Raw genomic sequence first — 13037 nt, forward strand, 5'->3', positions numbered from 1 at the left:
CCGGGCGGCCCGTGGAGCGCGCACGACGCCCCGGCGGACCCCCCGGCCTCCCCCGCGACCGGGGTCCGCTTCGACCGCTCGCCGCAGCCCGAGGAGTACCCGTTGCAGGCGCCGGACCCGCGTGTCGCCTCCGAGCCGCCGACCCCGCCCGAGGGCACGCGGATGCCCGAGGCCGCGAGGATGTGCGTGGCGTGCCGCGCGGGCCGCGTCGATCACGACGGCTACTGCGAGAACTGCGGCCACGCACAGCCCCGCGAGCGCGACCACATGGAGCAGGAGGCCGGCCCGGCCGCGGCGGTCAGCGACCGCGGGCTGCGCCACCACCGCAACGAGGACGCGTTCGCGGTCGCCTGTGCGACGCTCCCCGACGGCAGGCCCGCCGTCACGGCCGTCGTCTGCGACGGCGTCTCCTCGGCGACCCGCCCCGACGACGCCTCGGCGGCCGCGTCCCGGGCCGCGAGCCAGGCGCTGCTGGCGGCGCTGCCGCGCGGCACGCATCCGCAGCAGGCGATGCACGAGGCGATCGTCGCCGCCTCCGAGGCGGTCAACGCGCTCGCCGCCGAGCCGGCCACGGCCCGCGGGCAGGGCCCCCATCAGAACGCCCCCGCCTGCACGTTCGTCGGCTCCGTGGTGACAGCGGAGCTGCTGGTCGTGGGCTGGGTCGGCGACAGCCGGGTCTACTGGGTGCCGGCCGACCGCGGCACACCCGCGGCCCGCCTCACCGAGGACGACTCCTGGGCGGCGCAGATGGTCGCCGCCGGCCTGATGAACGAGGCCGAGGCGTACGCCGACGAGCGCGCCCACGCCATCACGGGCTGGCTCGGCGCGGACGCCTACGAACTGGAGCCGCACACCGCCTCCTTCAAGCCCGACCGCCCGGGTGTGGTGATCGTGTGCACCGACGGGCTGTGGAACTACGCGGAGGCGGCCGGGCACATGGCCGAGGTGCTGCCCCTGGACGCCGGGGCGCGTCCCCTGCACGCGGCCCGGGTGCTCCTCGGCCACGCGCTGGACGGCGGGGGCCACGACAACGTAACAGTGGCCGTCCTGCCGTTCCCCGCGCCGCCTGCGGGGGCAGGATCGGCCTGAGGCCCTGCGGCGGGGACGGCCTCAGCGGACCGGAGGGGACCGGTCCGTCCGCAGCCATGACCCCCTCACGGGGTCACTAGGGGGATTTGAGTACGTATGGCCGACTTCTCGAAATCGAACGTGCCGCGGTTCTCGGTGGACGTCTACCAGAACGAGTACCTGCCCGAGGGCGGCGGCGAGGTCAACGCGATCGTCACGGTGACCGCGACCGGCGGCGGGACGGTCGGGGGCGCGGTCGGCGCCCCCCACCTCTACTCGCCGTCGGCCGGGCCGTCCGCGGCCGTGGTCCTCATGGTCGACTGCTCGGGTTCGATGGACTACCCGCCGACCAAGATGCGCAACGCCCGGGACGCCACGGCCGCCGCGATCGACACCCTGCGCGACGGCGTGCACTTCGCGGTGGTCGGCGGCACGCACGTGGCCAAGGAGGTCTATCCCGGCGGCGGCCGGCTGGCCGTGGCCGACGCGACCACCCGCGAGCAGGCCAAGCACGCCCTGCGGCGGCTCACCGCGGGCGGCGGCACCGCGATCGGCACCTGGCTGCGCCTGGCCGACCGGCTGCTGGCACCGGCCGACGTCGCCATCCGGCACGGCATCCTGCTCACCGACGGCCGCAACGAACACGAGCCGGCGCACGACCTCGCGGCCACGCTCGGCGCCTGCGCCGGCCGGTTCACCTGTGACGCCCGCGGCGTGGGCACCGACTGGGAGGTGAAAGAAGTCACAGGGATCGCCTCCGCCCTGCTCGGCAGCGCCGACATCGTCGCCGACCCCTCCGCCCTGGCAGCCGACTTCACGCGGATGATGGCGGACGCGATGGGCAAGGAGGTCGCGGACGTGGCCCTGCGGGTGTGGACGCCGGTGGGCACCGCCATCGCCTTCGTCAAGCAAGTCGCTCCGGCCGTCGAGGAGTTGACCGAGCGGCGCAGCGAGGCCGGCCCGCGCGCCGGGGACTACCCCACCGGCTCCTGGGGCGACGAGTCCCGCGACTACCACGTCTGCGTGCGGGTCCCGGTCGCCGGGATCGGCCAGGAGATGCTGGCCGCGCGGGTCTCCCTGGTCGTCCCCCAACCCGACGGCACCGCGCACCCCTTGGGCGCGCAGGGTCTCGTGAGGGCCGTGTGGACCGACGACATGGCGGCCTCGACGTCGATCAACCCGCAGGTCGCCCACTACACCGGCCAGGCCGAACTGGCACAGGTCATCCAACAGGGTCTCGACCTTCGCAAAGCGGGCGATATGGATGGAGCAACGGCCAAACTGGGCCGCGCCGTTCAGCTCGCCGGAGCCTCCGGAAACGCCGATACGGCGAAACTCCTTGCGAAGGTGGTGGACGTGGTCGACGCCGCGGCGGGTACTGTGCGACTGAAGGCGAAGGTTGCGGAGGCCGACGAGATGACTCTCGAAACCCGGTCGACAAAGACCGTTCGCGTGAAGAAGTGACTCAGCAGGACCCGGAAAAGAACGAGCCCGGCCCCTCGGGGTGGGAGGAATCCGGTCGCCCGCGACCGGAAAAGAGAGGGGGAAGCGCCGACATGCCGACCTGCCCGAACGGACACCAGTCGGGTTCCGACGACTGGTGCGAGGTCTGCGGTCACCGCATGGCCGGTGCCGTACCTCCGCCCCCTCCCCCACCCCCGCCCGGCGGCTACGGCTTCCCGCCGCCCGGTGGCCGGAACCCGGCCCCGCAGGGCGGCCGCCCGCCCATGGGCGGCGGGCCCGAGCCGGAGCTCTGCCCGCAGTGCCGCACGCCCCGCGAGGGCGGCGCGCCCTTCTGCGAGGAGTGCCGGTGGAACTTCCTGACCAACACGGCGACCTCGTACACCCCCGCCGCCCCGCGCCCGCCCGCGCCCGGCGGCCCCGGCCTGCCCTCGCACTTCCAGCAGCAGTCGGGGCCCCCGCCGTCGTTCGGGGGTGGCGGCGGTGACGCCTACGACTACCAGGGCTCGCGTCCCTCCCAGGTGAACCGCCCGGCGGAACCGATCCCGCCGTTCGGCTCCGAGCCGCACGGTCCGGGCGGCTCCGGCGGACCCGGCGGCCCCGGTTCCGGCGGTTTCGGTCCGGGCCCCGGCGCGCCCTCCGCCTTCGGGAGCGCCCCGTCCCGGCAGGCCCCGCCGCCCGGTCCCACGCAGGGCGGCGCCCCGTCGGCCTTCCAGCCGGCCGGACCGGGCCCCGCGGCCCCGCCGGTCCGGCCCGGCTTCCCGCAGGACCCGCACCGCCCCGCGCAGGGCGGCCCGGCCTTCGGCGGCGGTGACGACGACTGGGTGATCCCCCCGCCGCCGTCCGGCGCGCAGGGCGGCCCCGGTGGCCCCGGCCACGGCGGCTACGGCTATCCGCAGACCGGTGCCACCCAGGTCCCGCCGCAGCCCGGCTCCGGCTACCCCCAGCGCCCGGCGACGTGGACGGCGACGATCGGCCCGGACCGCGAGTACTTCATGGCGATGATGCACCGCTCCGGCCCCGAGGCCGCCGGGCTGAACCTGCCCGCGTACTCGCCCGAGCAGCAGCGCACGCTCACCGGCAACCAGCTCACCATCGGCCGCCGCCGCCACTCCACCGGCGACACCCCCGACATCGACCTGTCGGTGCCGCCGGAGGACCCGGGCGTCTCGCACCAGCACGCGGTCCTGGTCCAGCAGCCGGACGGCACCTGGGCCGTCGTCGACCAGAACTCGACCAACGGCACGACGGTCAACGGCGCCGAGGACCCGATCCAGCCGTTCGTGCCGGTACCGCTCCAGGACGGCGACCGCGTGCACGTCGGCGCGTGGACGACGATCACGATCCGACGCGGCTAGTGCGGTGACCGAGAGGGTTCACCGGCTCGCGGCCTCCGGCAAACCCTCCCGGCCTCAGCACTGGAAACGTCCTGAAGATCCTGAAACGGCGCCCGGCTCGCCCTGGTTGACGGCGATCGACATGTATCGGCTGTCCGGGGCGAGTCGGGCGGCCGGAGCAGGATCTTCGGCGGTCTCCTAGGGCTGCGACGGGCCGCTGGTGCCCGCTGCCCGGCACTGTCCGCCGGGCAGCGGCCACGTGTACGGGCCCTCGGGATCGTCCAGCCAGGCCCACGCGCGCGGGCCGCGCACGGTGATCCCGTACCGCTCCCGCCGCGGGCGCTCCTCCCGCTCCCACAGCGTGTACGCCTCCCGCGGATCGAGGCCGTCCCCGGTCAGGTCCAGCAGGAAGCGGAACAGGTCGTGCCCGGCGACCGACCGCGGCACGTCGGCGACGGGCTCGCTGCGCGCGGCGGCGCCCGACGCGCCGCGCAGCGGTACGAAGTACGCGGGGGTGGGCAGGAAGCGCCCCTCGGCGTGCTCGGCGTCCCGCACGGTCAGGGCGAGCAGTCCGTTGGCCAGCGGGGCGAGGACGCGCCCGCCGGGGCGGCACTGGGCGAGCCAGGCGCGCGGCACGCTGGGCAGGGCGCAGGTCGCGATGATCCGGTCGTAGGGGGCGCGCTCGGGGACTCCGCGAGCCCCGTCCCCGGTGACGACGCCGGGGCGGTGTCCGGCCGCCGCCAGGTGCCGGCGGGCCGCCTCGGTGATCTCCGGTTCCAGATCGACGGTGGTGACGAGTGCGTCGTCGCCGAGCCGGTGCGCGAGGAGGGCGGCGTTGTAGCCGGTGCCCGCGCCGATCTCCAGCACCCGGTCGCCGTCCGCCACCTCCAGCGCGACCAGCATCATCGCCATCAGGGAGGGCTGGCTGCTGGAGGAGAGCAGCGCGCCGTCGCGCAGCCGGGTGGCCAGCGGGACATCGGCGTACGCCCCGCGCGCCCAGCGCTCGCGGGCGGCCCGCTCGGGGCTGCCGCACCAGCGCCGCTCGTATCCTCCGGTGGCGCCGACGTAGTAGTACGGCACGAACAGGTGCCGGGGAACCTCGGCGAAGGCGGTGCGCCAGACGGGGTCGGCGGCCCAGGCCCCGCCGCGTTCGATCTCACCGACCAGCTCGGCCCGCGCGGCGGCGGCGACGGCCTCCAGCGCATCGTCCGTGTCCCGGTCCCGGTCCCGGTCCCGGTGCCGGTCTCTGTCCCTGCCCTCGCCGAGGGCGTGCGCGCCCATGGGTCCACTGTGCTGCGTACGGCGGCCGGAGGCGAGCGCCCGGCGGACCGGTCGCCCCCGCGCGGACGGTCCGCGGCGCCCCGCCCGCGCGGGCGGAACGGCTGGTCCTAAGCCTTGAGTCCTCCGTCCCCGCGTCTGAGACCATGGACGGTGTGAATGAGATTCGGCGCGGCACGCTGCAGGAGCAGACCTTCTACGAGCAGGTCGGCGGGGAGGAGACCTTCCGCCGTCTCGTCCACCGCTTCTACGAGGGTGTCGCCGAGGACCCGCTGCTGCGGCCCATGTACCCCGAGGAGGACCTCGGCCCGGCCGAGGAGCGGCTGACCCTCTTCCTGATCCAGTACTGGGGCGGCCCGACCACCTACGGCGAGAACCGCGGCCATCCGCGGCTGCGGATGCGCCACGCGCCCTTCGCCGTCGACCGCGCGGCCCACGACGCCTGGCTGAAGCACATGCGGGACGCCGTCGACGAGCTCGGCCTCTCCGAGGAGCACGAGCGGACCCTGTGGAACTACCTGACGTACGCCGCGGCGTCCATGGTGAACACGGCCGGCTGAGCGCGGTCGGCTGAGGACGGTCGGCTGAGAGGACGGCCGGCTGAGGACGGCCGGGCCCCGGCCGTGTGCCGGGGCCGCGCGCCTCAGCGGACGCTGACGTCCAGCGCCCCGAGGCCGGCCCTGCGCACGGCGACGGACCCGTAGGGGGTGCCGAGCCGCAGCCAGGCGCCCGACGAGAAGAGACCGAGCGGCGCCGCCCCGTCGGGCCCGCCCGCGCGCGTCCGCAGGAAGCCCAGCGACTGGGCCGCGTGCACGGCCCGCACCGGAAGGCGGGTCCCGCCGACCGTGCGGGACCAGATCTCCCGCCCGATCCGGTCGAGTTCGGCCCGGGTGCGGTGCTCGGGCGCCAACTCCTCGGTGCGGGAGCGGAATTCACCGACCGCCGCGCCGACCACGGCCAGCAGGCCGTCCGGGGCGGGCAGTCCCGTCTCGCGCCGCCAGCCGCCGCGCGGCGGGAGCACACCGGCCCAGGGCGGGCCGGTGACCGCGGCCGGGACGGCGGCGGTGGCCGCCTTCTCCTCGACGGTCTCCAGGAGTTCACCGGCCGAGACGGTCACGTCCAGCAGGACGTCGAGGCCGTTCTCGTACGGCTTGGCGAGGCGCACCGCGCGGATCGCCAGCACCTCGAAGGAGGGCGGGCGGCCGAAGACGGCGAGCGCGGTGCCGGCCGCCTGGAGCCGGACCGCGGCCCCGCGGTCGTAGTGCAGCAGCCGGGAGAGGAAGGCCGCGAGATCCGCCGCCTCCCGCTCGTCGGCGAGGTGGAGCACCGTCATGCGGCGACGGCCTCCTCCTCTTCGGTCCCGGGCCGGTCGTCCATGTAGGAGCGCAGGAACTCCTTCTCCTCCGCGGTGATCCGGCGCGGCCGCTCCGCCTCGAAGTCGAACGGCACGACCACCGTGGACGCCCGGACGTAGACCAGGTCGTCGTCCTTCACCTCGTAGGCGAGGGTGAAGGAGGCGGCCCTGATCTCACTGACCCACAGCTCGATCTCCACCGGGTGGTGCCGGTGGACGAGCTGGCGCTTGTAGTCGATCTCGTGGCGCGCCACCACGGATCCCTGCTGGAAGTCCTTCTCCGGACGGAACAGGAAGTCGATACGGGCTTCCTCCAGGTACCGCAGGAAGACCACGTTGTTGACGTGCCCGTACGCGTCCATGTCCGCCCAGCGCAGCGGGCAGCGGTAGATGTGCCGCAAGGTCGATCAGCCCCGGGTCAGCTTCTTGTAGGTGGCGCGGTGCGGACGGGCGGCGTCCGCACCGAGCCGGTCGATCTTGTTCTTCTCGTACGACTCGAAGTTGCCCTCGAACCAGAACCACTTGGAGTCGCCCTCGTAGGCGAGGATGTGCGTGGCGACCCGGTCGAGGAACCACCGGTCGTGGGAGACGACCACGGCGCAGCCGGGGAACTCCAGCAGCGCGTTCTCCAGGCTGGAGAGCGTCTCGACGTCGAGGTCGTTGGTCGGCTCGTCGAGGAGGAGCAGGTTGCCGCCCTGCTTGAGGGTCAGCGCGAGGTTGAGGCGGTTGCGCTCACCGCCGGAGAGCACCCCGGCCGGCTTCTGCTGGTCGGGGCCCTTGAAACCGAAGGCCGAGACGTACGCCCGCGAGGGCATCTCGACCTGGCCGACGTTGATGTAGTCGAGCTCGTCGGAGACCACGGCCCACAGGGTCTTCTTCGGGTCGATGTTCTCGCGGCTCTGGTCGACGTAGGAGATCTTGACGGTCTCGCCGACCTTGATGTTCCCGGAGTCGGGGGTCTCCAGGCCCTGGATCATCTTGAACAGCGTGGTCTTGCCGGCGCCGTTCGGGCCGATGACGCCGACGATGCCGTTGCGCGGCAGCGTGAAGCTCAGGTCGTCGATGAGCAGCTTCTCGCCGAAGCCCTTGCTGAGGTTGTTGACCTCGACGACGATGCTGCCGAGCCGCGGGCCCGGCGGGATCTGGATCTCCTCGAAGTCCAGCTTGCGCATCTTCTCCGCCTCGGCGGCCATCTCCTCGTACCGGGCGAGGCGCGCCTTGGACTTGGCCTGGCGCCCCTTGGCGTTCGACCGCACCCACTCCAGCTCTTCCCTGAGCCGCTTCTCCCGCTTGGCGTCCTTCTGTCCCTCGACCTTGAGGCGGGACGCCTTGGTCTCCAGGTACTTGGAGTAGTTGCCCTCGTAGCCGTGCAGCCGGCCGCGGTCCACCTCGCAGATCCAGCCGGCCACGTTGTCCAGGAAGTACCGGTCGTGGGTGACGGCCACGATGGTGCCCTCGTACTTGGCGAGGTGCTGCTCCAGCCAGTTCACCGACTCGGCGTCGAGGTGGTTGGTGGGCTCGTCGAGGAGGAGCAGGTCGGGCGCCTCCAGGAGCAGCTTGCAGAGCGCGACGCGGCGCTTCTCGCCACCGGAGAGGTTGTTGACGGACCAGTCGCCGGGCGGGCAGCCCAGGGCGTCCATGGCCTGCTCCAGCTGGGCGTCGAGGTCCCAGGCGTTGGCGTGGTCGAGGTCCTCCTGGAGCTTGCCCATCTCGTCGAGCAGCGCGTCGGAGTAGTCGGTCGCCATCAGCTCGGCGATCTCGTTGAACCGGTCGAGCTTGCCCTTGACCTCGGCGACCCCCTCCTGGACGTTCTCCAGGACGGTCTTCTCCTCGTTGAGCTTCGGCTCCTGCATGAGGATGCCGACGGTGTACCCGGGCGACAGGTACGCGTCGCCGTTCGACGGCTGCTCAAGCCCCGCCATGATCTTCAGAATGGTCGACTTGCCGGCGCCGTTCGGGCCGACGACGCCGATCTTGGCACCCGGAAGGAAGTTCAGGGTGACGTCGTCGAGGATCACCTTGTCGCCGTGCGCCTTGCGCGCCTTGCGCATGGTGTAAATGAACTCAGCCAAGAGAAACCGTCCGGCAGCTTGAAATCTGGCAGTGGGCAGATACACCCCATCTTGCCGTACCGCCACCCTTGCGCGAAAACGCGTAAGGTCCGGCTCCCGCGGCTACGGCTTCCAGGGTGACCGCACGCGACACTTCAGTCACTTTCCGTCACTCGCGGGCGGTGGCGAGGGGCTGATGGGGGCGGTGGCGGCGGCGTCAGTCGCGGAGTGCCGCTTCCTTCCTGCGCGTGATGATCAGAACCGTGCCGCCGATCGCCACCAGGCCGATGGCCGTGCCCGCGATCAGGGGGGTCACGCTCGATCCGCCGGTCGCGGCGAGGTTCGTGTCGTCGGCCGCCGGCCCGACCGTCGCGGGGCTCGGCTCGCCGAGGGTCTGGGTGGCGCTGCCGACCGCCTCGGCCTCACCCGACCTCGTCATGCAGTCCAGGACGCCCGTGAAGCGCTTCTCGAAGCCGCCCGGCCCCTGGATCGTGAAGTCGTACGCCTGGTCCTCCTGCAAGGGGACCGTCACCGTGCGGGACTCCCCCGCCGCGATGCTGTAGCGGATGCCGAGCAGCCCGAAGCCGAAGGGCGCGGTGCCCGCGTTGGCGGCCGTGATGTCGACGCCGCCCTTGTCGCAGTTCTCCGTCGCCGACAGCGCCGGTATCGCACCGGTCTTCGCCCAGGTCGCGCTCGCCTTCGCGGACACCGTCGACTCGCTGGAACCGGCCAGGATCTGCGTCTGGCTCCGGCTCTCGGAGGCGAAGGCACGGCCCACCGGCACCGTCGTGGACGCCTGCACGGTCAGCGCGGCCTGGCCCGCCGCCGCGCCCTCGGGCACCTCGAAGTACACGCGGCTGCCGTTCACCGCGGACGTGACGGCCTTGCCGTCCCTGTCCACGATCCGCACCCCGCTGGTGACCGCGTCCGCGGGTGGGGTCACCGTGGCGCCGGCGGCGTTCGTGCGCACGGTCACCGGCCCCAGCCGTCCGCCGGGGGTGCCGGAGACCGCGGGCGGGTCGAGCCGCAGCGAGGGCTGCGGCTCGGGCAGGTTCCGCGCGCTCTTCGCCAGGTAGTCCGCGAGCTGCTCGGCCTGCGGGTCGACGGCGTCGACGGTCACCTCGTCCGAGTAGCGCCAGATGGCCACCTGGGTGCCGGCCGCCGCGTCCTGCTCGGTCAGGCCGCCCTTGACGCCTGCCCGCCGAGCGAGCGCGGCGAGGTCGTTCACCTGCGGGTAGGAGTTCTGGAGGATCCAGCGGATCTTGCCGGCGTCCTTGTTGGCGCCCAGCGAGGTGGCGCTCCAGGGGGTCTCGCGGTAGCGGGCGTCACGCTGCGTGGGGTTGTGGACGTCGACGCAGTACGTCTGAAGGGTGCCGCCGCCGTCGACGGACATCTCGAACAGGCCGGCCGAGATCTGCTGGTCACCGGAGTCGGCGCGGACGACCGCGGCACCGTAGGTCTTCAGGCCGCCCAGCGTGGCGCTCGCCCCGCCCTGGTTCCACGCCTCGCCGTCGGCAGCGGCCGTACCGGCGCCGAACGCCACGGACGCGGCCGCCAGCCCGGACACCAGGGTCGCGGTGGCGAAGCGGGTCGCCCCTCGCCCGCGCACCGACAGCGCGGAGAACGCAGCAAACACTAAATTCCCCTTCGAGCAGGACTCGTTGACGTGGGGGGACGGGTCCCACCAGCAGAATCAGAAGCCCCGAGAGCCATGCCCGGCATCCTAAGGAGCGCGCGCGGCACGCTTGCCGGTGATCCCGTACGGGGCCGGATCCGACTCGGAATCGTTATCGCCAAGATCCGCAGCCCGCAGGGCTTATCGACAAATCCACCGGGGTGGTTCGGTGCGCATTCACCGATAAGCCGCACTTCGGCCAACCGGCCCGCGTGACTGACGTCACGTCACGGGCAGTGTTTCCACTGCCTGTTGGGGCTCGGCTCCCGCGAGCGGTGTCTCCCAGTCGGGCTCGGGCCGCGCGGGAGCGCCGGCGGCGGCCGTCTCCGGTCGTGCCGCCCGCCGGAACGCCGAGGTGCCGCGCGCGAGGTCGTGGCCGATCGCGGAGGCGTCGATGTCCGCGAAGGTGCGGCTCTGCCCTTCCCGTACCTCCGCGCGCACCTTCAGCCTGCCCTGCACCACGACGGGGTCGCCCACGTTGAGCGAGGCGGCGGCGTTGGTGGCGAGCTGGCGGTTGGCCCACACCGTGAAGAAGTTGGTGTGGCCGTCGGTCCACTCGTTCTTTCCCCGGTCCAGGTAGCGCGAGGTCACCGCCAGCCGGAACCGCGCCGACGGCCCGGCGGGCAGCTCCCGGTACACCGGCTGCGTCGCCACGTTGCCCACCGCGCAGATGATCGTCTCGTTCATCGAAATCCCCTCCCGTACCCGGCCGTTCACGCCGGGCGGATACGCCCACGGGCCCGTCCCGTACGGCTGCGTCCGACCTGGCGGCCGTACAGCCCGGTGTCCCGGGTGCACCGCCGCCCCGCGGGCCGACCGCGTCCGTCGCGATCGCCGCACCGCCAGACTGCCTCCGTCGGGCCGGGCCCGCTGAGCCCTGTGGACCACCGGCCGCCTGTGGATATCTCCGTCACCCGAACGAGCGAGCCACCCCCGGCACGAGCGACCGACCCCGCCCTCAGCGACCGACCCCGCCCCGAGCGACCGCCCCCCGCTCCCAGCGACCGGCCCCGCCCCGAGCGACCGGCCCCGTGCCGAGCACTCTGCCCGTTCACAGCGACCGGTCCGTCCCGGCCGGCACACACCACCGGGGCGAAGAGCACCGCCCCCGGCGCGTCTCAGCGCGCCGGGGTCCCCACCCCCATCACCCGCCCGTACTGCTCCCGGACCTCGCGGTAGCGCAGCAGTTCCGCCGCCACGGGATCCAGCACCCGGGCCCGACCGCACCCGGCCGCCGCTTCCCTGAGCCGCCGTTCCGCCTCCTGCCCGTACCGCCGCGCGGGCCCCCGTGCCGCCATCCGGCAGCCCCACTCGACCAGCGGGCCGCCGATGATCCCGGCGACCATCAGCAGCACGGGCACGCCGAGGTTGGGGGACATGGTGCCGATGATCTGCCCCGCCAGCCAGAGTCCGCCGATCACCTGGAGGATCGTCATGGACGCCTGCACCAGGACGGCGGCGGGCCACCAGCCCGGCCGCGGGGGCCGTCCGGGCGGCAGTCCGGCGCGTGCCGCGAGGTCGTCCAGCGCCTCCGGCAGGCCCTGGGCACCCCGTACGGCCGCCTCGCGCACCGCCTGCGCCCAGGGCGCGGGCAGCCCGGCCGACGCCTGGTCGGAGACCGTCCGCACGGCCTGCTCCACGCGCTGGCGCGCGGTGGCCTCCTCGTCCGTCTGGCTCCGCGGGGACAGCCGTCCGGTCGGCGGCTCGCCGCGGTCCTGGTACCAGCGCCACAGCCGCAGCCAGGGCGTGCCGCACGCGCGGTTGGCGTTGCGCAGCCAGGCCCGCTCGGCGGCCTCGCCCGCCGCGGTCGCGCCGATCGCGTCGGCGAGCCGGGCGGAGAACTCGTCGCGCGCCTCCTCGCTCAGCCCGGTCCGCCTGCTCGCCGCGTACAGCGGCCGCAGCCGCCATCCGGCCGCGTCGACGTCGGCGGAGATCCGCCGCGCCGCAGCCCCGCGCTCCGTGACGAACTGCCCCAGCGCCTCGCGCAGTTCGCCGACGCCGTCCCCGGTGAGCGCGGACAGCGCCAGCACCACGGCACCGGGCTCACCGTGCTCGCCGAGTGCGATGCCGTCCTCGTCGAGCAGTCGGCGCAGATCGTCGAGGACCTGGTCGGTGGCCTCCCCGGGGAGCCGGTCGGTCTGGTTGAGGACGACGAACATGATCTCGGCGTGGCCCGCCATGGGCCGCAGATAGCGCTCGTGCAGCACGGCGTCGGCGTACTTCTCGGGGTCGACGACCCAGATGACGGCGTCGACGAGCCCCAGCACCCGGTCGACCTGCTCGCGGTGCTGCACGGCCGCCGAGTCGTGGTCCGGCAGGTCCACCAGCACGAGTCCGTTCAACTGGCCGTCGGCGGACGCGTTCTGCGCCGGGCGCCGCCGCAGCCGGGGCGGGATGCCGAGCCGGTCGATGAGTCCGGCGGCGCCGTCGCTCCAGCTGCACGCGAGCGGTGAGGAGGTCGTCGGCCGCCGTACGCCGGTCTCGGAGATCGTCACCCCGGCGAGCGCGTTGAACAGCTGCGACTTGCCGCTGCCGGTCGCGCCCGCGAGGGCGACGACGGTGTGCCGACCGGAGAGCCTGCGCCGCGACGCCGCCTCGTCGAGCACCCGGCCCGCCTCGGCGAGCGTCCTGTTGTCGAGCCGGGTGCGCGAGAACCCCACGAGTTCGCGCAGCGCGTCGAGCCGGGAGCGCAGCGATCCGTCGTAGGCGAGCGGTGTCACCGCCTGCGGCCCGGACGTCCGGGGCTCCACCACGGCGGGCTGCTCGGCGGCGGCGGTCTCGTTCACGCGCCGGGCGATCAGCCCGTCGCCCCA

The 13037-nt window shown here is 73.7% G+C and carries 11 protein-coding genes; 4 read left to right on the forward strand and 7 right to left on the reverse strand.

Annotated elements, in window-relative coordinates; genetic code table 11:
* The 3 genes from SZN_RS30445 to SZN_RS30455 all read left to right on the forward strand — a co-directional run.
* On the forward strand, positions 1 to 1089 hold a 1089-nt coding region (locus tag SZN_RS30445), incomplete at its 5' end, for a PP2C family protein-serine/threonine phosphatase (RefSeq protein ID WP_007502531.1).
* 96 nt (positions 1090 to 1185) lie between these two features.
* Positions 1186 to 2532 carry a vWA domain-containing protein gene (locus tag SZN_RS30450; RefSeq protein WP_007502533.1) on the forward strand — a complete coding sequence of 449 codons (1347 nt, stop codon included), beginning with the start codon at positions 1186 to 1188 and terminating at the stop codon, positions 2530 to 2532.
* A 92-nt stretch (positions 2533 to 2624) separates the two neighbouring features.
* Positions 2625 to 3887 (forward strand): FHA domain-containing protein, encoded by a 1263-nt coding sequence (locus SZN_RS30455; protein WP_043733996.1) that lies wholly within the window; start codon positions 2625 to 2627, stop codon positions 3885 to 3887.
* Between the two features lie 177 nt (positions 3888 to 4064).
* On the opposite strand, the gene SZN_RS30460 is transcribed toward SZN_RS30455, so the two are convergent.
* A complete protein-coding gene (locus tag SZN_RS30460) occupies positions 4065 to 5147 on the reverse strand; it encodes a methyltransferase domain-containing protein (protein ID WP_007502538.1) in 1083 nt (360 codons plus the stop codon).
* Between the two features lie 143 nt (positions 5148 to 5290).
* Here SZN_RS30460 and SZN_RS30465 point away from each other — a divergent pair, with 143 nt between their 5' ends.
* On the forward strand, positions 5291 to 5704 hold the full coding sequence (locus tag SZN_RS30465) for a globin (protein ID WP_007502540.1): 414 nt from the start codon (positions 5291 to 5293) through the stop codon (positions 5702 to 5704).
* An 83-nt stretch (positions 5705 to 5787) separates the two neighbouring features.
* Here SZN_RS30465 and SZN_RS30470 read toward each other — a convergent pair whose 3' ends face one another.
* From SZN_RS30470 to SZN_RS30495, 6 genes are all read right to left on the reverse strand, one after another.
* Positions 5788 to 6477, reverse strand: coding sequence for a DUF8010 domain-containing protein (locus SZN_RS30470; protein WP_007502542.1), 690 nt, complete (start codon positions 6475 to 6477; stop codon positions 5788 to 5790).
* Entirely contained in the window at positions 6474 to 6899 is a 426-nt protein-coding gene (locus SZN_RS30475) for an acyl-CoA thioesterase (protein ID WP_007502543.1), read from the reverse strand. Before SZN_RS30475 ends, SZN_RS30470 begins: the two co-directional genes overlap by 4 nt.
* 6 nt (positions 6900 to 6905) lie before the next feature.
* Positions 6906 to 8570, reverse strand: coding sequence for an energy-dependent translational throttle protein EttA (gene ettA, locus SZN_RS30480; protein WP_007502545.1), 1665 nt, complete (start codon positions 8568 to 8570; stop codon positions 6906 to 6908).
* Between the two features lie 196 nt (positions 8571 to 8766).
* A complete protein-coding gene (locus SZN_RS30485) occupies positions 8767 to 10185 on the reverse strand; it encodes a Cys-Gln thioester bond-forming surface protein (protein ID WP_007502547.1) in 1419 nt (472 codons plus the stop codon).
* 261 nt (positions 10186 to 10446) lie between these two features.
* Positions 10447 to 10911: a single-stranded DNA-binding protein gene (locus SZN_RS30490; protein ID WP_007502548.1), complete on the reverse strand. Its 465-nt coding sequence runs from the start codon at positions 10909 to 10911 to the stop codon at positions 10447 to 10449.
* Positions 10912 to 11342: 431 nt separating this feature from the next.
* Positions 11343 to 13037: YfjP family GTPase (locus tag SZN_RS30495; protein ID WP_007502549.1), on the reverse strand; the 1695-nt coding region annotated here is incomplete at its 5' end.

Origin of the sequence: Streptomyces zinciresistens K42, assembly GCF_000225525.1 — a bacterium.
Taxonomy (GTDB): domain Bacteria; phylum Actinomycetota; class Actinomycetes; order Streptomycetales; family Streptomycetaceae; genus Streptomyces; species Streptomyces zinciresistens.

What these genes read in the sequence shown, in the direction of transcription:
- SZN_RS30470 (WP_007502542.1), bottom strand. Translation starts at nt 6,477, where the DNA reads ATGACGGTGCTCCACCTCGCCGACGAGCGGGAGGCGGCGGATCTCGCG.
- SZN_RS30455 (WP_043733996.1), top strand. Translation starts at nt 2,625, where the DNA reads ATGCCGACCTGCCCGAACGGACACCAGTCGGGTTCCGACGACTGGTGC.
- SZN_RS30460 (WP_007502538.1), bottom strand. Translation starts at nt 5,147, where the DNA reads ATGGGCGCGCACGCCCTCGGCGAGGGCAGGGACAGAGACCGGCACCGG.
- SZN_RS30450 (WP_007502533.1), top strand. Translation starts at nt 1,186, where the DNA reads ATGGCCGACTTCTCGAAATCGAACGTGCCGCGGTTCTCGGTGGACGTC.
- SZN_RS30465 (WP_007502540.1), top strand. Translation starts at nt 5,291, where the DNA reads ATGGACGGTGTGAATGAGATTCGGCGCGGCACGCTGCAGGAGCAGACC.
- SZN_RS30490 (WP_007502548.1), bottom strand. Translation starts at nt 10,911, where the DNA reads ATGAACGAGACGATCATCTGCGCGGTGGGCAACGTGGCGACGCAGCCG.